18 protein-coding genes are annotated in these 20,840 nt (G+C 70.8%); 11 read left to right on the top strand and 7 right to left on the bottom strand.

Annotated elements, in window-relative coordinates; translation table 11 throughout:
* The first annotated feature begins 312 nt into the window (after nt 1-312).
* A complete protein-coding gene (locus tag FHS23_RS02175; protein WP_183646931.1) occupies nt 313-1,473 on the top strand; it encodes a glycoside hydrolase family 3 N-terminal domain-containing protein in 1,161 nt (386 codons plus the stop codon).
* A gap of 18 nt (nt 1,474-1,491) precedes the next feature.
* On the opposite strand, the gene FHS23_RS02170 is transcribed toward FHS23_RS02175, so the two are convergent.
* The gene (locus tag FHS23_RS02170) at nt 1,492-1,902 is read right to left on the bottom strand and encodes an SsgA family sporulation/cell division regulator (RefSeq protein WP_183646928.1); all 411 of its coding nucleotides are present in this window, start codon (nt 1,900-1,902) and stop codon (nt 1,492-1,494) included.
* A gap of 295 nt (nt 1,903-2,197) precedes the next feature.
* Between FHS23_RS02170 and FHS23_RS02165 the strand changes: the two genes are divergently transcribed.
* The 7 genes from FHS23_RS02165 (at nt 2,198) to FHS23_RS02135 (ending at nt 11,080) form a co-directional block, all read left to right on the top strand.
* Nucleotides 2,198-3,466 (top strand): hypothetical protein, encoded by a 1,269-nt coding sequence (locus tag FHS23_RS02165; protein ID WP_183646925.1) that lies wholly within the window; start codon nt 2,198-2,200, stop codon nt 3,464-3,466.
* A gap of 232 nt (nt 3,467-3,698) precedes the next feature.
* Nucleotides 3,699-5,990 carry a beta-glucosidase family protein gene (locus FHS23_RS02160; RefSeq protein WP_343053585.1) on the top strand — a complete coding sequence of 764 codons (2,292 nt, stop codon included), beginning with the start codon at nt 3,699-3,701 and terminating at the stop codon, nt 5,988-5,990.
* Between the two features lie 102 nt (nt 5,991-6,092).
* On the top strand, nt 6,093-7,022 hold the full coding sequence (locus FHS23_RS02155; RefSeq protein ID WP_183646920.1) for a GntR family transcriptional regulator: 930 nt from the start codon (nt 6,093-6,095) through the stop codon (nt 7,020-7,022).
* A 135-nt stretch (nt 7,023-7,157) separates the two neighbouring features.
* Nucleotides 7,158-8,684, top strand: coding sequence for a PPE domain-containing protein (locus tag FHS23_RS02150; RefSeq protein WP_183646916.1), 1,527 nt, complete (start codon nt 7,158-7,160; stop codon nt 8,682-8,684).
* Nucleotides 8,685-8,725: 41 nt separating this feature from the next.
* Entirely contained in the window at nt 8,726-9,190 is a 465-nt protein-coding gene (locus tag FHS23_RS02145) for a hypothetical protein (RefSeq protein WP_183646903.1), read from the top strand.
* Nucleotides 9,191-9,220: 30 nt separating this feature from the next.
* Nucleotides 9,221-9,787 (top strand): DUF3558 family protein, encoded by a 567-nt coding sequence (locus FHS23_RS02140; protein ID WP_183646873.1) that lies wholly within the window; start codon nt 9,221-9,223, stop codon nt 9,785-9,787.
* 285 nt (nt 9,788-10,072) lie between these two features.
* Entirely contained in the window at nt 10,073-11,080 is a 1,008-nt protein-coding gene (locus tag FHS23_RS02135; RefSeq protein ID WP_183646870.1) for a beta-ketoacyl-ACP synthase 3, read from the top strand.
* Nucleotides 11,081-11,105: 25 nt separating this feature from the next.
* On the opposite strand, the gene FHS23_RS02130 is transcribed toward FHS23_RS02135, so the two are convergent.
* A complete protein-coding gene (locus FHS23_RS02130; RefSeq protein ID WP_246381272.1) occupies nt 11,106-12,029 on the bottom strand; it encodes an oxidoreductase in 924 nt (307 codons plus the stop codon).
* A 133-nt stretch (nt 12,030-12,162) separates the two neighbouring features.
* On the opposite strand from FHS23_RS02130, the gene FHS23_RS02125 reads away from it, so the two are divergent.
* Nucleotides 12,163-12,834, top strand: a complete 672-nt coding sequence (locus FHS23_RS02125; protein WP_246381270.1) for a DNA-binding response regulator — start codon at nt 12,163-12,165, stop codon at nt 12,832-12,834.
* On the opposite strand, the gene FHS23_RS02120 is transcribed toward FHS23_RS02125, so the two are convergent.
* The 4 genes from FHS23_RS02120 to FHS23_RS02105 all read right to left on the bottom strand — a co-directional run bounded on the left by FHS23_RS02120 (nt 12,835) and on the right by FHS23_RS02105 (nt 17,622).
* Nucleotides 12,835-14,184, bottom strand: a complete 1,350-nt coding sequence (locus FHS23_RS02120) for a DUF222 domain-containing protein (protein WP_246381512.1) — start codon at nt 14,182-14,184, stop codon at nt 12,835-12,837. It abuts the gene before it with no gap.
* Between the two features lie 222 nt (nt 14,185-14,406).
* Nucleotides 14,407-16,047, bottom strand: coding sequence for an adenylate/guanylate cyclase domain-containing protein (locus FHS23_RS02115; RefSeq protein WP_183646864.1), 1,641 nt, complete (start codon nt 16,045-16,047; stop codon nt 14,407-14,409).
* Between the two features lie 289 nt (nt 16,048-16,336).
* Nucleotides 16,337-17,131, bottom strand: coding sequence for a SigB/SigF/SigG family RNA polymerase sigma factor (locus FHS23_RS02110; RefSeq protein WP_183646860.1), 795 nt, complete (start codon nt 17,129-17,131; stop codon nt 16,337-16,339).
* Nucleotides 17,128-17,622 (bottom strand): ATP-binding protein, encoded by a 495-nt coding sequence (locus FHS23_RS02105; protein ID WP_183646857.1) that lies wholly within the window; start codon nt 17,620-17,622, stop codon nt 17,128-17,130. Before FHS23_RS02105 ends, FHS23_RS02110 begins: the two co-directional genes overlap by 4 nt.
* 248 nt (nt 17,623-17,870) lie before the next feature.
* Here FHS23_RS02105 and FHS23_RS02100 point away from each other — a divergent pair, with 248 nt between their 5' ends.
* Both FHS23_RS02100 and FHS23_RS02095 read left to right on the top strand, forming a co-directional pair.
* Nucleotides 17,871-18,662: a TSUP family transporter gene (locus FHS23_RS02100; RefSeq protein WP_183646854.1), complete on the top strand. Its 792-nt coding sequence runs from the start codon at nt 17,871-17,873 to the stop codon at nt 18,660-18,662.
* On the top strand, nt 18,659-19,612 hold the full coding sequence (locus tag FHS23_RS02095) for a ketopantoate reductase family protein (RefSeq protein WP_343053583.1): 954 nt from the start codon (nt 18,659-18,661) through the stop codon (nt 19,610-19,612). The genes FHS23_RS02100 and FHS23_RS02095 overlap by 4 nt, the downstream gene beginning before the upstream one ends.
* On the opposite strand, the gene hisC is transcribed toward FHS23_RS02095, so the two are convergent.
* Complete coding sequence (gene hisC, locus FHS23_RS02090) at nt 19,609-20,703, bottom strand: histidinol-phosphate transaminase (protein ID WP_183646848.1); 1,095 nt, start codon at nt 20,701-20,703, stop codon at nt 19,609-19,611. The genes FHS23_RS02095 and hisC overlap by 4 nt on opposite strands.
* Nucleotides 20,704-20,840 lie beyond the last annotated feature (137 nt).

Genomic DNA, 20,840 nt, shown 5'->3' with positions numbered 1-20,840 from the left:
CCGATCCGGTGCGCGGGCGGTGCCGGCTGTAGTGGTCCCTCGGAGCGGTGAGAATTCGACACTCGTAACACGGCCGGGTTCCGCCTCCCAGGTCTCGTCCGGCCTCGGAGTAGGCTCACCGACCCGCGCGCTGAGTCGGAGCGCCGGACGGTCGGGACGAGGGATTATCGCCCGTGTCACGGCCCGAACGAACAGGCGAAGTCACCGGCCCGCCCACGCGTCACGATCGTGCAGGCGGGGCATCCGGATGGCCAGCACGCGCGTCGCCACCTCGACGCGCGTGGGCGGGTCGAGCCGTACTGTGGAGACACGATGAGGAAGCGTTTGTTGTTCGCGGCCATGACAGGGCTGCTCGTCGCCGGATGCGGTTCGTCCGAGGCTCCGACGACCCAGAGTGCACCGAGTCCCGGTTCGGCGGCGTCGGAGACGCCGTCTGCGAAGCCGTCGGCACCGGCATCGTCGTCCGCGGCGAAACCCGATTCCGCGCCCAGCTGTCCCGCGGTTGCCGACATGTCGACCCGCGAGAAGGTCGCGCAGCTCGTCGTGGTCGGCGTCGAATCCGGCGCGCAGGCGACGACCCAGTTGGTGCGTGATCACCAGGTCGGCGGCCTGTTCATCGGCGGCAACGCCACGGACCTGTTCACCGGCGGTGCGCTGAAGTCGGTGCAGGACGCCGCGGACGTGCCGGTGTCGATCGCGATCGACGACGAGGGCGGCCGGGTCCAGCGGCTCGACGAGCTCGTCGGTGACATGCCGAGTGCCCGCGAGATGGCAGCGTCGATGACACCACAGGAAGTACGACAGCTGGCCCTCGAACGCGGCAAGGAGATGGCCAAGCGTGGCGTGACGGTCGACTACGCGCCCGATCTCGACCTCACCGACGAACCGGCGAGCGAGGCGATCGGCGACCGTTCGTTCAGCACAGACCCCGCGACGGCTCGCCGGTACGCGAAGGCGTTCGGCGACGGCCTGCAGGAGGCCGGCATCCAACCGGTGATCAAACACTTCCCCGGCCACGGCAACGCGAGCGGTGACTCCCACGTGGGCGACGTGACCACGCCGCCGTTGCCCGAGCTGCGTAAGCACGATCTGAAACCGTTCGAGAGGGTCGGCGAGTACGGCGACGTCGGCGTCATGGTCGGCCACCTCACGGTGCCACAGCTGACCGACGGGCAGCCCGCCTCGATCTCGCCCGCGGCGTACCGTCTGCTGCGCCAGGACTACAACTTCGACGGCCCTGTCGTCACCGACGACCTCGGCGCGATGAAGGCGATCACCGACCGGCATTCGCTGCCCGACGCCGTGCTGCTCGCCCTGAAGGCGGGTGCCGACAAGGCACTGTGGTCCTCGGGCGGCGACGTGGGGCCCGTGCTGGACCGGCTCGAGCAGGCCGCGAACAGCGGCGAGCTGTCGGCCGAGCGCATCAACGCGTCGTTGAATCGGGTGCTGAGCTCCAAGGACGCGTGCGGCTGACCGCACGCCCGACGGATCTCAGGGGCGTGCGGTCGTGAGCTCGTCGATCAGCCGGTCCAGGTCCAGCCGCTCGGCCTCCGTGCCGGGCGGCACGATCGCCGTGGTCGCGTCGGCGAAGCGGCGCACGTCCGCGATCTCGAGCTCGACCCCGGCGTAGCCGTCGGGCGATTCGAGTTCGAGCACGAGGTACTCCTCGTGGGTCGCCAGGTCCGGACGCAGGCGGATGTCGCCGATTCCCGCGGGTTCGGTCAGTCCTGCGAGCAGCAGCTCACGGGAGAAGTCCCACTCCACCCAATCGCGCGCATCAACGCGGAACGCGAGCGACACGGTGAACGGGTCGTCCGCGCGGTACATCAGTCGAGCGAGTACCGGCGTGCTGCAGCCGTTGAGATACACGAACTGGCTCTGGTGTACGGCGTCGCTTTGCACTGCACACTCCCGTCTCTCCGGTGCCGCCCCTCGGCGGCTGTCGTGGGTGAGACTCCCCATGAGGCACACTCTGATGCGCCAACACGACGAAAACTTCCCCACTTCCCCCGATTGGGGCATTTGGTGACCGCCCGTATGCGAGGGTTCACCACATCGAGCCCTTCTGGTTGCGAACTCGGGACGTTGCCGTGACATCGAGGCCAGTCGGCGCGTTAATGGGGCACTCCGCAAGCCGTCTCGCCGCGGTGATGTGTGTACCCGGTGATTGCTCGACCGACACGTTCCTGGAGGGCTGATGGCGCCGACGGCCCCGCGTCCCACGCCGCACGAGGATGCGCTGCTCGACCGCACCGGGATCATCTGTGCCTCGGGGCACGGCCCTGCGGCCCCGCCGACCCCGGGCATGAACCGCTCCGGCGCGGCCGGCTTCGTGGCGTTCGTCGTCATGGTGCTCGCCGCCGTCACAGGCGTGTCCGGACTGGACGGTGACGGCGCCGGGTCGAGATTGGTCGCCGGGGACGAGGCGACGGAAGCGGCGCCGCAGGTTCCGGACGGCACCGGATCGGACGAGCAGGGCGGAGACGTTCCCGGCGCGGGCACCGACGAGAAGCCGGGCGACGCTCCGCAGCGCCGCAAGGCGACCGATGTCCCGGCCGGGCCCGTCTCGCCCGACGCCGGTGCGCACTCCGACGAGGTGCGGGTTTCCGACGACACGGCGATCGTCCCGGCGGATGACGGGCTCGCTCGTGGCTTGGAGGCTCCGGTCCCCGTAGTGGCACGGGCGGACCCCGCGGCCGCAGGTCCGAACGTCACAGATTCCGAGGTTGCGGCGGCGCAGGATGCCTGGACAGCGGCGCGGGATGCAGGACCACGGAAGGCCGGAGCGCCGGTCGAGGGGGCGTGGACGGTGCGGCAGGACCCCTCGGCGCGGGACCGGTCGTCAGTGGAACGGCGGGTGCAGCGGTTCGGTGAGGAGCTTCGCCGCGGCATCGAGAACCACGCCACCCGCCACTACGACTTCCCGGCACGCCACACCGACGCACGCGGCCGTGAGGGACGCGACGACGGCGGGGGAGTGCGCGGCTTCGAGGCGATCCTGAACACTGTCGCGGATGCGATGCACGGGCACGGGCCGGTGCAGCACACCCCGAAGCGGCAAGCTCAACGGGAGCAGTACGGCAGCGAGCACGGCGCCGACGAGCCCGCCCAGTCCGGCTCGGACGTGGCCGAGGACTCCGGTGGCGGGAACGCCCCCTCCCGTGATGCGCGGGTCCACCGCGGTGATCGCGACATGTCGCCGCGCGCCGTGGGTGAGCGCTGGAGGCACGGCGGCGGGTTGCCCGGCGCCGACGCGGGCGCCCATGGCCACGGCGGCCACCGCTACGACGGCCAAGGCGGCCACGGCGGCCACCGGGCCTACGAGGAGACGAACCGGGCCTACGAACCCCGCGTCGACGCTGCGCACGACGAGGGCACCTACGGCAGTGGCGCTCACGACGTCAACCAGTACCGGGACGGTGCGTACGGCGGACATGGCTACGGCGGGTACGGGGCAGGCTGGTAGGTCGTCCCGCTACGACTTCGGCGCACTGCGGTGCGCGGCCGTGCTGCGCTGATGCCGGTGACCGTGGGTGATGGCGCTGGTCCGAGCGTGGGTTCTCGGTGCGGCGGCCATGATCGACTCTGGCCCCGCGCGCCCCTGTATGTGAAACTGCTTCGCGTTCGTATGTCGAACGGAAGGCAGCGTCTTGCGTCTCCAGCGTCGTGGCCGCCGGGCCTGGCCGGCCTCCGCACTCGTGTCGCTGATCGCGGTGACCACGCTCGTCACCGGGTCGGTGGCACACGCCGCTGAGGTCAGCGGCCCCGCCGCGGATCCGGCCGTGGAGACCCGATGCCCGTGGGTCGGCTCCGACGCGCCGGTCGAGCAGCGCATCGACCAGCTCGTGTCGAGGATGACGCTCGACGAGAAGCTCGACCTCGTGCACGGCTCGGCGGTGCCGTTCCAGTTCGTCGGTCCCACGTACGCCGGCACGATCTCCGAGAACCCGCGGCTGTGCATTCCTCAGCTCGGGCTGTCCGACGGCCCCGCAGGGGTCGGCAACGGGCACACCGGTGTCACGCAGTTGCCGTCGCCGATGGCGCTCGCCGCGTCGTGGGACGCCGACCTCGCGAATCGCTACGGCGCGACGATCGCCCGCGAGTCCCGGGGCAAGGGTGCCGACGTCGTGCTCGGGCCGACGGTCGATCTGCTGCGCGACCCGCGCGCGGGCCGGTCGTTCGAAACGCTCGGCGAGGATCCGCATCTGACCGGCGAACTCGCCGCGGCGCAGGTCGAGGGCATTCAGGGTGAGGGCGCGCTGGCGCAGTCGAAGCATATCGCCGCCTACAACCAGGAGACGCTGCGCAACCTCCCGGCCAACGACTCCGTTGTGGACGAGCGAACGCTGCAGGAGGTGTACCTCTCGCCGGTTCAGGACGTCGTCGACGCGGGTACGGCGTCGGTGATGTGCGGCTACAACCGGCTCAACGGCGTGCACGCCTGCAACAACACCTACCTGCTGAGTCAGGTCCTCAAAGGACAGTTCGGCTTCGACGGGTTCGTGACGTCCGACTGGTTCGCCACCCAGGCCAGTCATGCCGCGGCGAACGCGGGGATGGATCTGCAGATGCCCGGCGGCTGCCACTACGGGCCCCGGTTGCGCCGCGGCATCAACAGCGGAGCCGTGACGACTGCGAAGCTCGACGACATGGTCTCGCGGATCCTGCGGCCGATGTTCCGGTTCGGACTGTTCGAACGCGAGGACGACGGTTCGCCGGACGACGTCGTGACCGGCCCCGAGCATGCCGCCGTGGCGCGTGAGGTCGCCGAGAAGGGCATGACGCTGCTGAAGAACGACGACGCACTGCTGCCGCTGGGCGACGACACCGGGTCGGTCGCGGTGATCGGTGACGCGGCGGGCGAGCGGGTCATCGGTTCCGGTGGCGGCAGCCCGCACGTAATCGCGCCGGAGATCGTCACGCCCCATGACGGCATCGCCGAGCGGGCGCGGCGGGCGGGCGCCGACGTGACCTTCGACGACGGTTCGCAGGCCGGCGAGGCTGCCGAGGCCGCCGATGTTGCCGTGGTCGTCGCGCGGAAGTGGTCCACGGAATCGAAGGACAACAGGGACATCCGACTGTCCGACAAGGACAACGAGATGATCAGTGAGGCGGCGGCAGCCAACCCGAACACGATCGTCGTGCTGAACACCGCGGGTCCGGTCGAGATGCCGTGGCTCGACGACGTCGCCGGGGTGCTCGCCGCGTGGTACCCGGGCCAGGAGTACGGCGATGCGCTCGCGTCGGTGCTGTACGGCGACTCGGATCCGGGCGGCCGGCTGCCCGCGACGTACCCGGTGTCGCAGGCGGATCTGCCTGCGGCCGACGCGGACCGATTCCCCGGCGGCTCGTACGACGAGGGGCTGGCCGTCGGTTACCGGTGGTACGACCGAGAGGGCATCGAGCCGCTCTTCCCGTTCGGCCACGGCCTGTCCTACACGACGTTCGATTACTCGGAGCTGCAGGTCGACGGCGACGGCGGGGCGGGCACCACCGTGGCGGCGACCGTGACCAACACCGGCGAGCGTGCGGGCTCGGAGGTCGCGCAGCTGTACGTGAGCCATCCGGAGTCGGCGAGTGAGCCGCCGAAGCGTCTCGAGGGTTTCCGGCGGGTCGAGCTGGAACCGGGCGAGAGCGAGCGGGTGCGGTTCGAGTTGGACGAGCGGTCACTGGCGCAGTGGGACGTCGATGCCGACCGGTGGGTCCGCGGCGCGGGCGGTTACACGCTGTCGGTCGGCGGTTCGTCGCGGGACCTGCCGCTGACCGGCGACCTCGCCGTGGAGGAGACGACGCCGGTGTCGGAGCCGACGCCGCCCCCGCCGCCCGGCGCGCCCGAGGGTGACGACCCGGCGTGGACGAAGATCGGCAACGTGGCGCGATGCCCGGTGGAGAGCCTGTACGCGGGCATGATCGGTGCGATCTCGCTGTTCGGCCTCCCGCCCGGCGACCAGGCCACGCGCCCGCCGCGCAATCCCACCGACGAAGGCTGACCACCCCGACACCCGGCCTGGCCGCGTTGGTCCCGTTCGTGACCTCCGTTCGGCGGGGCAGCTGACCGGGTTCGTGCCGACTGCGGGGCTACCCTTCGGCTCATGGGAACCGACGACGAGGTGCGCCCGGCCCAGGTTGCAGAGTTGGTGAACGCTCTCGTGGCGATACGGGAGGAGCGCGGCCTGCCGCGGTTGGCAGTGGCCAAGTTGATGGGCTTCGCCACGCATCGGGCGGTGGACCGTTTCGAACGGCACGTTCAGGACCCGAAGTTCGCCACGCTGCTGCGCTATGCCGACGCGATCGGCGTGCGCGTTCGTGCCACCGTCAGGGCACCTGACGGTGTGCTGTCGCCGGAGATCGAGACCTTGCCGGACGATTCCACGCAGTTGTCGCAGGTGCAGGCCGCGTTGGTGGAGATCCGAACCGCACAGGGCCGCACTCAGGCGCAGGTGTCCGAACGGCTGGGCTGCGTGGCCCACGGGGTTTACCTGCGTGAACGGTCCGACGATGTGCGCCTGTCCACGCTGCTGCGTTATGCGGACGCGCTCGGCGCTGGCGTCGAGTTCTCCTTGATCCGGGACCCTGCTGAGGTCGCGGTCGACGCGACGAGTCCGGGCTGCCGTGCCGATCCCGGTGCACCCCGCACGAACCGGGGCGGACCGGTCGATCGGATCGTGGAGGATCTACGCACCCGATTGGAAGCCGGTGAGTGGCCACCGAGCGGGTGCCTGCCGAGCCAACGGGCGTTGTGCGCCGAGTACGACTGCACCCTTCCCACCGTGCGCGCTGCACTGTCGGAGTTGCGAGCCTTGGGCTACATCTCCGCAGGGTTCGGTGACCATCCCCACGTGCGCGACCGCCCAGGCGAGGTCGATCTGCCCCGTGCACTGTCCCGACTCGCCGGTCAGGTCGCGGAGCGTCGTGACACTCTCGAGGCTCGAGACGCCACGCAGGAAGGGTGGCTACGTGACCTGCAGAGACAGCTCGTGCAGTTGTCCGACCTGGCCGAGGCGCGCGAGCAGCGGCAGTAGCTGTCCCCGCCGGTCACGGGAGTGGCCAACCGAGGTCGGGTGATTTCGTGGGAACCGCTGACACGGTCCGAGCGTCCCAGTACCGTCACATAACGTACGTGTCTCGTGGCGACCTGACGAGGTGGGGAAGTAGCTATGTCGCAGCCCGGCAACGGCGACGGCAGCACCGTCGGCCCGGTAGGCACCATGCTCGGCGGCGATGGTGCGGACTTGCCGCCGCAGCAGCGTGAAGCGATGTATCGGGCCGAGGCTGAGGCCCAGTACGGCAACGTGCCGTTCGGCCTGCCGGTAAGTCAGCTCGTCGCGGACGCACGCGCCGCGGGCATGAACGAGCAACAGATTCAGAAGCTCGCCCAGGACGCGGAGGTCCTGGAAGGTCTGCAGGGGTCGGACCAGAACTACCCGGGTGTCGACCACCAGACGATCTACCAGTACGTGCACCAGGACCTCGACTCCGGCCAGACCACCCAGCTGTCGGATGCCTGGTCGCAGCTGGTCAGGCTGTTCGAAGACTTCGACGGCAAGTTCAACGAGGCCGTCCAGCAGTCCCAACACCACTGGGAAGGCGAATCGGCCGAGGCAGCTCGTGGCTACGTCCGCAGCCTGGGCAGCTGGTCGAGCACCAACTCGCAGCAGGCGCAGTTGGCCTCCGAAGCCGTGTATGCGCAGTCGAGCGCGTCCGAGACGGCAAAGAACACCATGCCCGAGCCGGTCCAGACCGACGGGCTCCTCAAGGATTTCGGTTCCGCCGTCAAGGACAACCCGCTGGACCCGATCGGCGCGTTCAACAAGGCCATGGAGACGCGGGAGAAGGCCGACGCCGCCCACCAGCAGGCCGCTCAGGTGATGACCGACTACGACCGGAACCTCTACGAAGCTGCCTCGAAGCAGCCCGCGTTCTCCCCGCCGCCGGAGTTCGGTGGTGCCGGTCAGGGCGGCACGTCCGACTTCGGCACGTCGAATGTCGTCGACATTTCGGGTGGGGATGCGACGAGCGTGTCCGGCTATTCCGGTGGTGGGCCGACGGGTGGTGCGTCGGTGACCGGGGGTGGCCCGACCGGTGGTGGCGGGTACAACGGGCCGTCGGGCAACAGTCCGGGTGCGGTGCCGACGCCGACGCCGGTGGCCGGTCGTGGCCCGTCGACGGGTGCCGGTCAGCTGCCGGGCACCGGGCCGCAGGGCAACGGGCCGGTGGGGCCGCGGGTGCCGACCACGGGTGGCGGTCCGGGCTTCGGTGGTATGGGTCCGGCGCCGGTCGGTCCGATGAGTGGCGGTGGCCAGGCGGGTGGTTCGACGCCGTACAACAGCAAGCTCGGTGGTCGGGCCGCGTCGGCCGGGTTCGGCCCGACCGGTGGTGGTTCGGCCGCCGGTGCCGCCAAGGGCGCCGCGGGCGCCGCGGGTGGTGCCGCGGGCGCCGGTGCCGCGTCGGGGGCTGCGAAGGGCATGACCGGGGGCGCGGGTGCCGCGCCGGGCGCGGCCGCGGCGGCCGGCGGATCGGGCACGAGGGGCGGCTCGGGAATGATGGGCGGCGCCGGAGCGGGCAAGGGCCAGCAGGGCGGCGAGGAAGAAGAGCACCAGCGCCCCTCCTGGCTCGTCGAGGCCGACCCCGACAGCCTGTTCGGCACCGACGAACGCACCGCACCACCCGTCATCGGCGAATAACGGCCAGCTGCACACGCGACGAACGGACGAGGGGAACGGACATGACCGGCGCTTTCGGCGATAACCCGGTTGGCGGAGGCCAAGACAGCGGAACGGGCGGTGCGCAGATCGGCGCAGGGCTCGGTGCCCAGGTGGGCGGCTTCCTGGCCGGCGTCGAGAACATGAAGACCGGCGCTGAGCAGATGGTGAACGCCGCCAAGTCGGGCGGCTTCCGTACGGACCCCGAAGGCGTCAAGCAGATGACGAAGGTCTGCGACGAGATGATCAGCGAGATCGAGTCGAAGCAAGCGACATTTGCACGGCTATCACAGACGCCCAAACTTGGCAGTAGCCCGTACGCCCAGCAGGTCGCACAGCATGTGCTGTCTTCGGCTGACGGGCCGCAGGGCGTCATTCCGCAGCTACGTGCTCTCAAGTCCACGCTGATTGCACTGAACGAGGCTCTGTACCGCGCTTCTGGGCAGTACGCCGAGGCAGAGGAAACCGCTAAGATGCGCGATGCGTAGGCAGCTCAGTCGGGAGGCGCTGGAACATTGGTGGGAACACGGGCATTTGCGGCGGTAACTCTCGGCGCATTTGCTGTCTTGGTCAGCGCGTGCTCTTCGAGTGAAGGCGGGCAGCCGATTGCCTCGCAGTCGGCTGCAACGCCCTCCCCCGACGCCTCATCGCCGGCGAGTACTAATGCATCAGGTGACCCATTGGCCGACGTCGATCCTTGCTCGCTCCTGAGCGCACAAGAACTGAGCAAGTACGGCACGTTCCCTGCCGGGGTTCGCGAAGATGTTGGTACGGACCGCGGCTGCAATTTTGAGAAGGACACCGACAGTCCCACGACTGACCCAAACAGGGTGATCACGGTCGGCGTCCGTGACGAGGAAGGCATCGATGATGCCCAGGACAACGGCCAGGGTATCGATCGAGGCGAGTCCGGCGGGAGAGAGTTCGCCCGGATTCCTGGTGCGGGTGTTTGCACAATCGTCATAGGTGTATCGGAGTCGTCGCGGGTCGACATCACGACGGTAGCCACCGAGGGCACCGAAAAGAGTTGCGAGATCGCCGACGAAGTGGCTGCGATTGTCGAGCCGAAGTTGCCGCAGGGCTGAGGGTGCTGAGGCGCCTGCCGGCCCGTTACGACGGTTCCGGGGCTGAGGGTCCGCGTCGACGCCGTACGCTGCTGTCCGCCGACGTGGACGAGTGTCGGCACCCAGCACCCGGCCTGGCCGCGTTGGGCCCGTGCGTGACCTCCGTTCGGCGGATGCCACAGGTCCGTGCGGGAGACATGGGTCACAACGCGTGCCTCTACCGAAAAGTAGGCCATACATAGGTGCGTCGGGGACGTTTCGCGACGTCTCCGCTACCGATGAGTGCCTTCACTGGGGGGACCGCAAGTGGCCACACGTTCGACCGCGGTACTGGCCGGCCTGGGCGGCTGGCTGCCACCGCGCGTGGTCGACAACGTCGAGCTGACGACCCGCCTCGACACCACCGATGCGTGGATCCGCTCGCGCACGGGTATCGCCGAGCGCCGCGTCGTCGACGACGGCGTGTCCACAGTGGACATGGCGGTCGAGGCGGGCGCGCGGGCGTTGCGGTCGGCGGGCACCGAGCACGTCGACGCCGTCGTGCTCGCCACGGCCACGCCCGACCAGCCCTGTCCGGCCAGCGCGCCCCAGGTGGCGACCAGGCTGGGTCAGCGTGATGTGGCGGCGTTCGACGTCGGCGCGGTGTGCAGCGGGTTCCTCTACGCCCTCGCGACGGCCGCCGGCCTCATCGCCGGACGTATCGCCCAGGAGGTGCTCGTCGTCGGCTCGGACGCGTTCACCACTCTCATCGATCCCGCCGACCGCGGCACCGTGCCGATCTTCGGCGACGGCGCCGGCGCGGTCGTGCTGCGCGCGGGCGACCAGGACGAACCCGGCGCGCTCGGCCCGTTCGACCTGCACAGCGACGGTGACGGCACGGACCTGCTCGTCGTCCCCGCGGGCGGCTCGCGGCAGAAGGCCGCCCGCGAGCCGGGCGAGGAGTACCTGCGCATGGAGGGCCCCGCCGTGTTCCGCCACGCCACGGCGCGGATGGCCGAGTCGTCGCGCGTGGTGCTGGGCGAACTCGGCTGGACGGTCGGCGACGTCGACCGGTTCGTCGGCCACCAGGCCAACATCCGCATCCTCAACACGGTCGCCAAACAACTGGGCCTGCCCGCCGACAGCCTCGTGGTGAACATCGACCGCACCGGCAACACCAGCGCCGCGTCGATCCCCCTCGCCCTCGCCGACGGTGTTCGCGACGGCAGCCTCCAGGCGGGCGACCGCGTCCTGCTCGCCGCGTTCGGCGCCGGCCTCACCTGGGGCGCCACCGCCATGCGCTGGCCGGACCTGACGGTGGAGGAGGTCGCCTGACTCAGGCAGGCCCGCCGGCACTCGACTACGACGTGGCCTTGCCGATGGTGTCGAGGAGGGCCTGCTCGTCGTCGGTCAGTCGGAGCGCTCCCGCCGCGATGTTCTGCTCCAGGTGCGCCGGGTCGCCCGTGCCCGGGATGGCCAGGACGTGGTCGCCGCGGTGGAGGCTCCAGGCGAGCCGCACCTGGGCGGGGCTCGCCCCGTGCGCCTGCGCGACCGTCTCGATCTCCGCCCGCCCGTGCTCGGCGTCGGTGTCCTCGCCGGGTCCCGCACCCGCGACGGAGAAGAACGGCACGAACGCGATGCCGAGCTCGCCGCACCGGTCCACGATGTCGTCGTCGGCCCGCTCGGTGAGGCCGTAGCGGTTCTGCACGCAGACGATCGGGGCGACCTCCCTCGCCTCGTCGAGCTGCTCCGAGGTCACGTTCGAGATACCGATGTGCCGGAGGAGCCCGGCCTCGCGCAGCTCGGCCAGCGCGCTCACGTGGTCGGCGACGGACCCGTCCTCCTTGCCGTGCCCGGTGCCCCACCGCAGGTTGACGACGTCCATGTGGTCGCGGCCGAGCTGGCGGAGGTTCTCCTCGACCTGGGAGCGCAGTTGCTCGGGCCGAGCGTGCTCGAATCCGCCTTCACGGTCCCGGGCCGGGCCGACCTTCGTGGTGATGACGAGCTCGTCCGGGTACGGCTGCAGTGCGGTGCTGATCAGTTCGTTGGCCGAGCGAGTGGGCACGAAGTAGAAGGCCGCCGTGTCGATGTGGTTCACGCCGAGCTCGACGGCCCTGCGCAGCACGGCGATCGCGGTGTCGCGGTCGCGCGGCTTCGGGTCCCACGGCATGCCGGTCAGGCGCATCGCGCCGAAGCCGAGCCGGTTCACGGTGCGGTCGCCGAGGCGCCAGGTGCCCGCGGTGTCGGCGGTTGTCGGATTGGTGTCCATGTCTGCGATAGCCATGTCCCCACCGTGCGGCGCGGTCGCCCGGCGCGTCCGCGGATGGCAACAACCTGCCAACCCGCAACCTGCCAACCCGCAACCTGCCAACCCGCAACCCGCGCGGACCGGCCCGAATCCGAGCACAATCGGGACCATGGCGATGGGTGATGTGCGGACGGGCGACCCGGTCACGATCGTGCGCGGCGAGGAGGAACTGTTCCGCCGCGTCGGTCATCTGTTCATGTCCGCCACCGACGTGGCCTGTGTCGCCAACGACCTCGCGCTCTGGGTGGCCGAAAGGAGGGCCGCCGAACTCGAGGAGGCCGCGCTGCAACGGGCCGGAGCGGCACGGGTCCGCAAGATCTACCGGTCCGGCCTGCTGCTCGACGCGGTGTCGGCGCAGGAACTCGCGCGCCGCCGGGACCGGCACGGCGCCCAGGTCCGCATCACCACCGACGAACTCAGCGAGACGATCGTCGTGGACCGTAAGGTCGCGATCCTCGCAGGTGAACGCCACGAGGGGCCGCGCAGCTACAGCGTCATCACCCAGCCCGAGACCGTGCAGGGCGTCGTGTCGCTGTTCGACACGGTGTGGCGCTCGGCCGTCGACCTCGACGTCTACGACGCGCAGGTCGCCGAGATCCGCCGCCTCGCGCCGGCGGTGCTGGACCTGCTCGGGCAGGGAGCGAAGGACGAAGCCGCGGCGCGGAAGCTCGGGCTGAGCGTGCGCACCTACCGTCGCCGCGTCGGCGAGCTCATGGCGGCGCTCGGCGCCGAGTCGCGCTTCCAGGCGGGCGTCCGCGCCCGCGAACTGGGCCTCGTCTAGCTAGAACGGTGGTCCGTCGTCGTTCCGGTGTCCCTTTCCGGTGGCGTCTCGCGTTGGTTCGGCTCCGGCGGGTTGGCGGTGCGTCTGGGTGTCGCGTGTCGGGGCGTCACGCCGCGGTGCGTGGCGTGCCTGGGTGTCGCGGGCCGGGGTGGGGCGTGTGGGGGTGGGGCGGTGTCGTCCTGACTTCGGGGTGAGGACGGGGTGGCGGTGTGCGGTGTAGGTCGTCCCGTGTGGGGTTGTTACTCGGGTGGTGCCGTGGACGGGGTCGTAGTGGGTGTTCCAACGGGGGTCGTCTTTGAGTTGGTGGTGTCGTCGGCAGCGTGGGCCGCCGTTGGCCACTGAGGTCGAGCCGCCACCGCCGTCGGCGGTCCAGGCTTGTTCGTGGTCGTGGTCGCAGTGCCGAGCGGGCCGGTGGCACCAGGGCATGATGCATTCCCGGTCGCGTACCCGTACGAGTTCGCGGATTGTCGCGCTGGGTCGTCGCCGGGTGCGTCCCAGGTCCAGGGGTTCGCCGGTGCCCGGATCACACAACACGGCCCGCCAGATACTGCGCGGGTTGGTCATGATCTCCCGCGCGATCGCGGCCGGAACGGGCCCGTAGCCGTCGAGCTCGCACCCGTCGTCGGAGATCGACAGGGCCGCATCGGCCGGCATGTGCAGGTAGACCGTGGCCGCCGCCTCCGACGGCGTCACACCCGGATCACGTCCGAGGAGCAGGTCGGCGGTCACATCCGCCCGCAACTGGTCGAGGGTGCGCTGGTCGCCGCGGTGGCGCAGCGACCGGGCCATCCCATCCACCCGCGAATAGCACGCGGCCGCGACCTCGGCGGGCAGCTGCGCTTCGAGTGAGGACATCGCGTGCTCGCCGGGGGTGAGTTCGAGCTTCCGCTCCGCGCGGGCCCGCCGCGCGCGTGCGGTCTGCCCGCCGGGGTCGACCTTCTCCACCAGCCGGCGTGTCCGCTGTGCCAGATTCCCCGGCTGCCACGCCGTCGCCGGCGCATCGGCCAGCCGCTCCGCCAGCAACGCGTCCACAGTTCGGGCCGCGTCGTCCTCGAGCGGGTCGACCACCGCCAACACCCGCCGCGCGCCATACGTCTCGACTTCGCCGACGCGCATCGCGGCCAGCAACCGCGGCATCCGCCCCGCCACCGACCGGCCGTCGTCGATACGCCGCTCCACCTCACGGGTCGAGACCCGCAGCACCGGCGTCAACTCCTCCGCCACACCACGGTCATCACCTACGTCCGCCGCGATATCGGCCAACAGCGCCAACTCCTCGGCATCGAGCCGCGCCCGCCGAACCCGCAGATCGCGCAATCGCTCGACCTTGGCTTCCACGCCGTCCCCCATGTCATCCACAACACCCACACTATCGAACTCATGGTCGAACATGCCATTGCACAATAGAGTGAAACGGCTCCGGCCACACCTACCGAAAACTCGACCAACGAAACAACTCGCGGCCGACCCCACGCATGGTCGCCAAGTGCCCCTCACCAGGCAGGTCGAGCTGCACACCGACCCGGCAACGGGTGCCCGCAACGCTCCGGCACGCCCCGGCAGGGAACAGCCTTAGCCGTGCTCGGCCGGCGCGGTGTCCGTTGTCCGTGCCGCAGCCCGCTCCGTAGCCGGGTCCGAATCCGGCTCCGCCTGCGCACCGGCCCCCGCGGCCGCGTTCTGTGCTGCTGCGGCCTGCCGGGCGGGCGGATCGGTCGGCGACGCCGGTGTGGCGGGCGGGGTGGACCACGTCTCCGTCGGTTCGGCCCGGCCGCGCAGCTGGTACGTCTCGTGCGGATGCCACCGGTCGCGTTCGGCGTCGCACGCGGCGTCGAGTGCGGCGCGGCTGGCGAGGATGCGGCCGTCGGCGTGCTTGGCGTGCTCGGTGAGGCGGGCCGCTTCGTTCACGGCGTCGCCGATCACGGTGTACTCGAATCGGGTCGAGGTGCCGAGCTGTCCCGCGAAGGCGGGACCGGTCGCGACGCCGATGCCCAGGTCGAGTTCCCCGGACGCGGACACGGCGTCGCGGATCGCCCGTGCCGTGGCCAGCGCCGACGTCGCCGGGTCGGCGTGGCGAGTGGGCGCGCCGAAGATGCACATCGCCGCGTCGCCCTGGAACTTGTTGACCAGGCCGCCGTGGGTGCTGACCGCGTCGACGACCGAGGAGAACAGGCCGTTCAGCTTGCGCGCCACCTCGTCGGGGGCGAGTTCGGCGGCGAGGCTGGTCGAGTCGACGACGTCGACGAACAGCGCGGTCACCACGCGCACGTCGCCGGACATCGACGCCCCGTGTTCCAGGGCGTGCCGGGCCACCTCGTCGCCGACGTGCCTGCCGAACAGGTCCCGCATGCGTTCCTGTTCCCGCAGGCCCGAGGTCAGGTCGTTGACCGACGCCTGGAGCATGCCGATCTCGCTGGCGTCGTCCACGCCGACGGCCACGTCGCGGCGGCCGCGGGCGATCTCGCCGAGCACGTCGCGCAGCCGGTGCAGCGGCGCCGCGACGGAGCGGGCCAGCAGGAACGTGGCGGCGGCGCCGAGCAGCAGGCCGAGGATCGACAGCGTCATGAGGCTGTAGCGCGGGTCGCCGCCCAGGTCCGGCGGCAGCACCAGGATCAGCACGCCGATCATGGGTGCACCGCTGGCGAGCAGCCACGTCACGACCAGCCGGGCGAGCACCGTCGTCGCGAGCGACTCGCCGGGCGGCACGGAGCGCAGCGCCGTCGCCAGGAGCGGCCGCGCGACCCATTCGGTCGCGAGGTAGTTGAGCCCGACGGTGGCGATACCGCCCAGCGCGATGGCCAGCGAGACGCCCATCGCGTCGAACCACGTGCCGAACACCGCGGTCAGGGTGCCCAGCACCACGATCCCGCCCAGCCACAGCGTCCCGCTCACCTTCGCCAGGTGCAGCGGCAGCCGCAACGCGCGGCGCGCCTCGTCGCGTGTGGGCGTGCGGCCGAGCACGAACCACACGACCGTGCGGCGCTGCAGGAACACGGCCCACGTGGTGCCGATCAGCACCGACAGCAGCACGTACCCGGCCGCGACGATCGCGATGATCCACTCGGTGCCCTGCGCCCCCTCCGGCACGCCCTGGAGCAGCAGCACGAGGAACACCACGCCAGCACCGAAGAAGCTCGAGCAGAAGCCGAGCGCGGCGAGGCCGAGGCTGGTGCGGAGTACGGGGCGGAGCCGCTGCGGGAGCCGGGGTCGGGGCACGGGGCCGATGGTAAGGCGCACGGGCGGGCGGAGGGAAAAAGAGCCCTGCCGGGTGGAGGGAGAACAGCACGGGCGGGGGGAGGGAAAAAGAGCACGGGCGGGTGGAGGGAAAAAGAGCACGGGCGGGTGGAGGGAAAAGAGCGCTGCCGGGTGGAGGGAAAACAGCGCCGGCGGGCGGAGGGAGAGGATCGCTGCCGGCGGAAGCAGGCAACGCTGCCGGGAGGCCGGAACAGCGCGGCTCGAGTGCGCCGCGGGGCGGCGGTGCTCGCCGCGGTGGTCGGGCGTCCGGTCAGGCCTCGTCGGCGAGGCCCTGGCGAAGCTTGGCGAGCGTGCGGGCCAGCAGTCGGGAGACGTGCATCTGGGAGATGCCGACCTGCTCGGCGATCTGCGTCTGGGTGAGGTTGTGGACGAAGCGGAGGGCGAGGATCTTGCGTTCCCGTTCGGGCAGCTGCCTCACCAGGGGCTGCAGGGTCTCGTGGTTCTCGACGCCTTCCAGCGCCGCGTCGTCCTCACCGAGGGTGTCGCCGAGCGCCAGGTTCTCGACCTCGCCGGAGAGCACCTCGTCGAGCGACATCGAGTGGTAGGCGTTGCCCGCGTCCAGTCCTTCGAACACGGCGTCCTGCGAGATGCCGAGGTGTTCGGCGATCTCGCTGGGGGTGGGCGCCCTGCCGAGCTGCTGGGACAGCTGGGTGCTGGCGCTGTTGATCGACAGGTGCAGTTCCTTGAGCCGCCGCGGCACCCGGATGACCCAGCCGGTGTCGCGGAAGTGGCGGCGCACCTCGCCCATGACGGTCGGCACGGCGAACGACAGGAAGTCGGACCCGCGCCGGGGGTCGAACCGGTCGACCGCGTTGATCAGGCCGACGCGCGCCACCTGCACGAGGTCTTCCTTGGCCACGCCGCGTCCGGAGAACCGCTGAGCGATGTGCTCGGCCAGCGGCAGGTGGCCGCGGACGAGCTCCTCCCGCAGCTCGGCGCGCCGGGAGTTGCCTTCCTGCAGCGTCACCAGCTCGTCGAACAGCGGGATCAGGTGCTCGTAGTCTTCGGAGGAACCGCGCGATCCGCGTTTGGTGGATTCGGTCACGTAAGCGTCGGCTTTCGTTTGGTCAGTTCGACGTGCACCCGGCCGTGGATCCCGTCGGGCGCGCCGCCGGGTACCACGCCGTCGGGTGAGAAGTCGCCTGCGGGTTCGAGCCACGTCGTCGCCGAATCGGCGAGCGTGGTCAGGACTTTCCACCCGAACGAGGCCGTGCTGGGCGGCTCCTGATCGGAGGAGGGCACCGTGCCGTGGAAGTGGAGTTCGTCGGATTCGATCGTGAAGCGGCAGCTCATCGCGGAGCCGCTCTCGGCGCTCGTGATCAACGTGGAGCAAGCCTCGTCGACGGCGAGCCGCAGGTCGGAGATGGCGTCGATGTCGAAGTCGGCGCGGACGGCGAGGTTGGCCGCGATCGACCGGACGAGGGGCAGGTGCGTCAGGTTGGCACCGAGGCGTACCTCGATGTCGTTCTCGGCGGCGAGGGCGTGTTGTTCGCCGCCGGCCGGCTGCGCGCGCCCTGTCGACTCTGTCTCTGTCACTTTCACCTCAGTGGGGACGGGCCTTGTTCGGGCCGTTGATGTCTTTCCTCGATGATGACCGGTGGCCGTGACCTTCTGTCACCCACTTGTACCTCCTTGTGGCTCCGTCCGCAGGGTGCGTCCTTCCGGCTGCGGCCCGCGGCACGGTTACCCGTGATCACGGCAGGGAAACGTCCCGGCGGTGAGCGGTGCCACGCCTGCCTCCCCGCGGGCGACGGCGGCAGGGAGGGGCGGCCTATCGTCGCCGGGTGATCTGGTGGCATGCCGTTCTCATCGCGATAGCCGGCGTATGGGCCGGGATGATCAACACGGTCGTCGGCTCGGGGACCCTGGTGACGTTCCCGGTGCTCGTAGCCCTCGGCTATCCGCCGGTGACGGCCACGACGTCCAACGCGATCGGTCTCGCTCCCGGCAGCGTCAGCGGTGCGATCGGTTACCGCCACGAGTTGCGCGGCCACGGGCGCGTGCTGCTGTCGTTCCTGCCCGCATCGGTGATCGGCGCGGTGGTCGGGACGATCCTGCTGCTGTCGTTGCCCCCTGACGCCTTCGAGACGATCGTTCCCGTGCTGATCGTGCTGGCGCTGGTGCTGGTGCTCGTGCAGCCGAAGGTGTCGGCGTGGGTGACGCGCAGGCGGCAGCGCGCGGGGGTCGACGGCGCCGACGGGGGGTCGATGTCGGCGAAGGGCGCGGTCGGGCTCGTGGCGGCGATCTTCCTGATCGGCATCTACGGCGGGTATTTCACGGCGGCGCAGGGCGTGATGCTGATGGCGGTCATGGGCATCCTCATGACCCTGCCGCTGCAGACGCTGAACGGCATCAAGAACGTGCTGTCCGCGGCCGTCAACATCGTTGCGGGCACGATCTACGCGTTCGTCGCACCGATCAGCTGGCCGGTCGTGGCTCTGCTGGCCGTCGGATCGGTCATCGGTGGTCAGCTCGGCGCGAAGATCGGCAGGAAGCTGCCGCCGCGGGTGTTGCGCGCCGTCATCGTCGTGGTGGGCGCGGCGGCGGCCGTGCAACTGGTGGTGCAGCAGCTGTGAGCCGGGGCGGCACCGGTGTGAGGATCGCGGTCGTCGGCATGGGAGCCGTCGGAACGGCTCTCGCCGGGGCGTTGGCAAGCGCCGGGCACGAGGTCGTGGCCTGCGGCAGGCGCCCGCTGTCGAGCATCGAGGTCACCGACGGCGAGGCCGCGACGACGCATCCCGTGCGCTGGGCCGCCGAGCCCGGCGACGTCGGGCCCGCGGCGCTGACGATCCTCGCCACGAAGATCCACGACACCGCGGGTGCCGCCGACTGGCTGGCGGCGTCGACGTCGGAGGGCGGGGACGTCCTCGTCGCCCAGAACGGCGTGGACCAGGCCGAACGGGTCGGCCCCCTCGTCGGCACCGATCGGAGCGGCACCGACCCGAGCGGTGCAGGTCCTCGGGGAGCCGTTGTGCCCGCGCTGGTCTACATCAACGCCGAACGCACCGCGCCGGGCGTGGTGCGCACCCGCCGCACCGACTGCGACCTCGTCGTCCCCGGCGGTGAGGAGGCGGCGCGGGTGACGGAGCTGCTGGCCGGGGCGGGGCTGGCGGTCGAACGGTCGGCGGACTTCACGACGGCGGCCTGGCGGAAGATGCTCACCAACGTCTCGGCGAACCCGATCACGGCGTTGACCGGCCGGCGGGTCGAGGTGCTCGCGGAACCGCAGGTCGCGGAGTTGGCGATGCGCGTGCTGACCGAGGCGGTGGCCGTCGCGAACGCCGAGGGCGCGAGCCTCGACGACGCCGACGCCCGCGACGTGCTCACCTGGCTGCAAGCGCTTGCGCCCGGCAGTACGACCTCGATGCTGCAGGACCGCGAGGCGGGCAGACCGCTCGAGTACGACGGCCTCACGGGCACCGTCGTCCGCCTGGGCGACCGCCACGGCGTCGACGTCGGCGCCAACCGCGCGCTGTTGTCCCTGCTGTCCGCGGTGTCGCCCGCCCCTGGCGCCGGGGCGCGTTAGCCCAGCGGGAACGCGCGGGCGGCGGCCAGCAGCATGTCGTTCTCCTCCGGCTCGCCGATCGTCACGCGCACCCCGTCCGGTGCGTAGCCTCGGACGACGACCTTGTGCTCCAGGGCGTGCTCGGTGAACTCCCCGGTCCGCTCGCGCAGCGGCAGCCACACGAAGTTGGCCTGCGTCTCCGGAACCTCGAACCCGGCCTCACGCAGCGCGTCGACCACCCGGGTCCGCTCGGCGACGATGCCCCGGCACCGCTCGAGCAGCTCGCCCGCCGCGTCGAGCGAGGCGATCGCCGCCCGCTGGGCGAGCGCGTTGGTGCTGAACGGCACGTAGACCTTGCGCAGCGCCGTGATCACCTCCGCGGGTCCGATGCCGTAGCCGACCCGCAGCCCCGCGAGCCCGTAGGCCTTCGAGAACGTCCGCAGCACGAGCACGTTCGGGTAGGTGCGGCCCAGCTCGACGCCGTCCGGCACGTCGTCGTCGGTCACGAACTCGCGGTACGCCTCGTCCAGCACCACCAGCACGTGCGGCGGCACGGCGTCGAGGAAACGGGTGAGCGCCTCCCGGCGCACGACCGTGCCCGTCGGGTTGTTCGGGTTGCACACGAACAACAGGCGCGTGGCGGGTGTGATGGCGGCGAGCAAGGCGTCGAGGTCGTGGGTGTGCGTGTCGTCGAGCGGCACCGGGACGGCCGAGGCGTTGGCGATCTGCGTGGCGATCGGATACGCCTCGAACGAGCGCCACGCGTACACGACCTCCTCGCCGGGCGCGCACATCGCCTGCACGAGCTGCTGACACAGCGCCACGGAGCCGCACCCGACGGTGATCCGCTCGGTGGGCACGTCGAGTTCGCGGGAGATCCGCTCGGTCAGCGCCGTCGACACCATGTCCGGGTAGCGGTTGACCTCGGCGGCGGCCTCGGCGATGGCGCGCGCGACGCTGGGCAGCGGGCCGTAGGGCGTCTCGTTGCTCGCCAGCTTCACCGCCCCCTGCACGGTCCGTCCCGCGACGTAGGCGGGCAGGCTCTCCAGGTCCGCCCTGGTGCGGAGCGGCTGCTCCGGGGGGTTCGCCGGGGACTGGGATGCGCTGGACACGGTGACGGCTCCCTGCTCTCGATCTGATCGTGTGCCGCGGCCCGCGGGATCCGTCCGCAGACCGCTTCCACGCGTCCTTCCGCGCGGTGTCACCTCAACTTAACGCGGCCCGTGTGCTGCGGGTCGACGGATTCGAA

It is taken from the genome of Prauserella isguenensis (assembly GCF_014191605.1).
Classification (GTDB): Bacteria; Actinomycetota; Actinomycetes; order Mycobacteriales; family Pseudonocardiaceae; genus Prauserella; species Prauserella isguenensis.
This window is presented reverse-complemented; position numbering and strand designations above follow the sequence as displayed.

Coding starts and splice junctions, on each gene's coding strand:
- FHS23_RS02175 (WP_183646931.1), top strand. CDS start 313: ATGAGGAAGCGTTTGTTGTTCGCGGCCATGACAGGGCTGCTCGTCGCC.
- FHS23_RS02165 (WP_183646925.1), top strand. CDS start 2,198: ATGGCGCCGACGGCCCCGCGTCCCACGCCGCACGAGGATGCGCTGCTC.
- FHS23_RS02155 (WP_183646920.1), top strand. CDS start 6,093: ATGGGAACCGACGACGAGGTGCGCCCGGCCCAGGTTGCAGAGTTGGTG.
- FHS23_RS02150 (WP_183646916.1), top strand. CDS start 7,158: ATGTCGCAGCCCGGCAACGGCGACGGCAGCACCGTCGGCCCGGTAGGC.
- FHS23_RS02145 (WP_183646903.1), top strand. CDS start 8,726: ATGACCGGCGCTTTCGGCGATAACCCGGTTGGCGGAGGCCAAGACAGC.
- FHS23_RS02130 (WP_246381272.1), bottom strand. CDS start 12,029: ATGGCTATCGCAGACATGGACACCAATCCGACAACCGCCGACACCGCG.
- FHS23_RS02125 (WP_246381270.1), top strand. CDS start 12,163: ATGGCGATGGGTGATGTGCGGACGGGCGACCCGGTCACGATCGTGCGC.
- FHS23_RS02120 (WP_246381512.1), bottom strand. CDS start 14,184: ATGGGGGACGGCGTGGAAGCCAAGGTCGAGCGATTGCGCGATCTGCGG.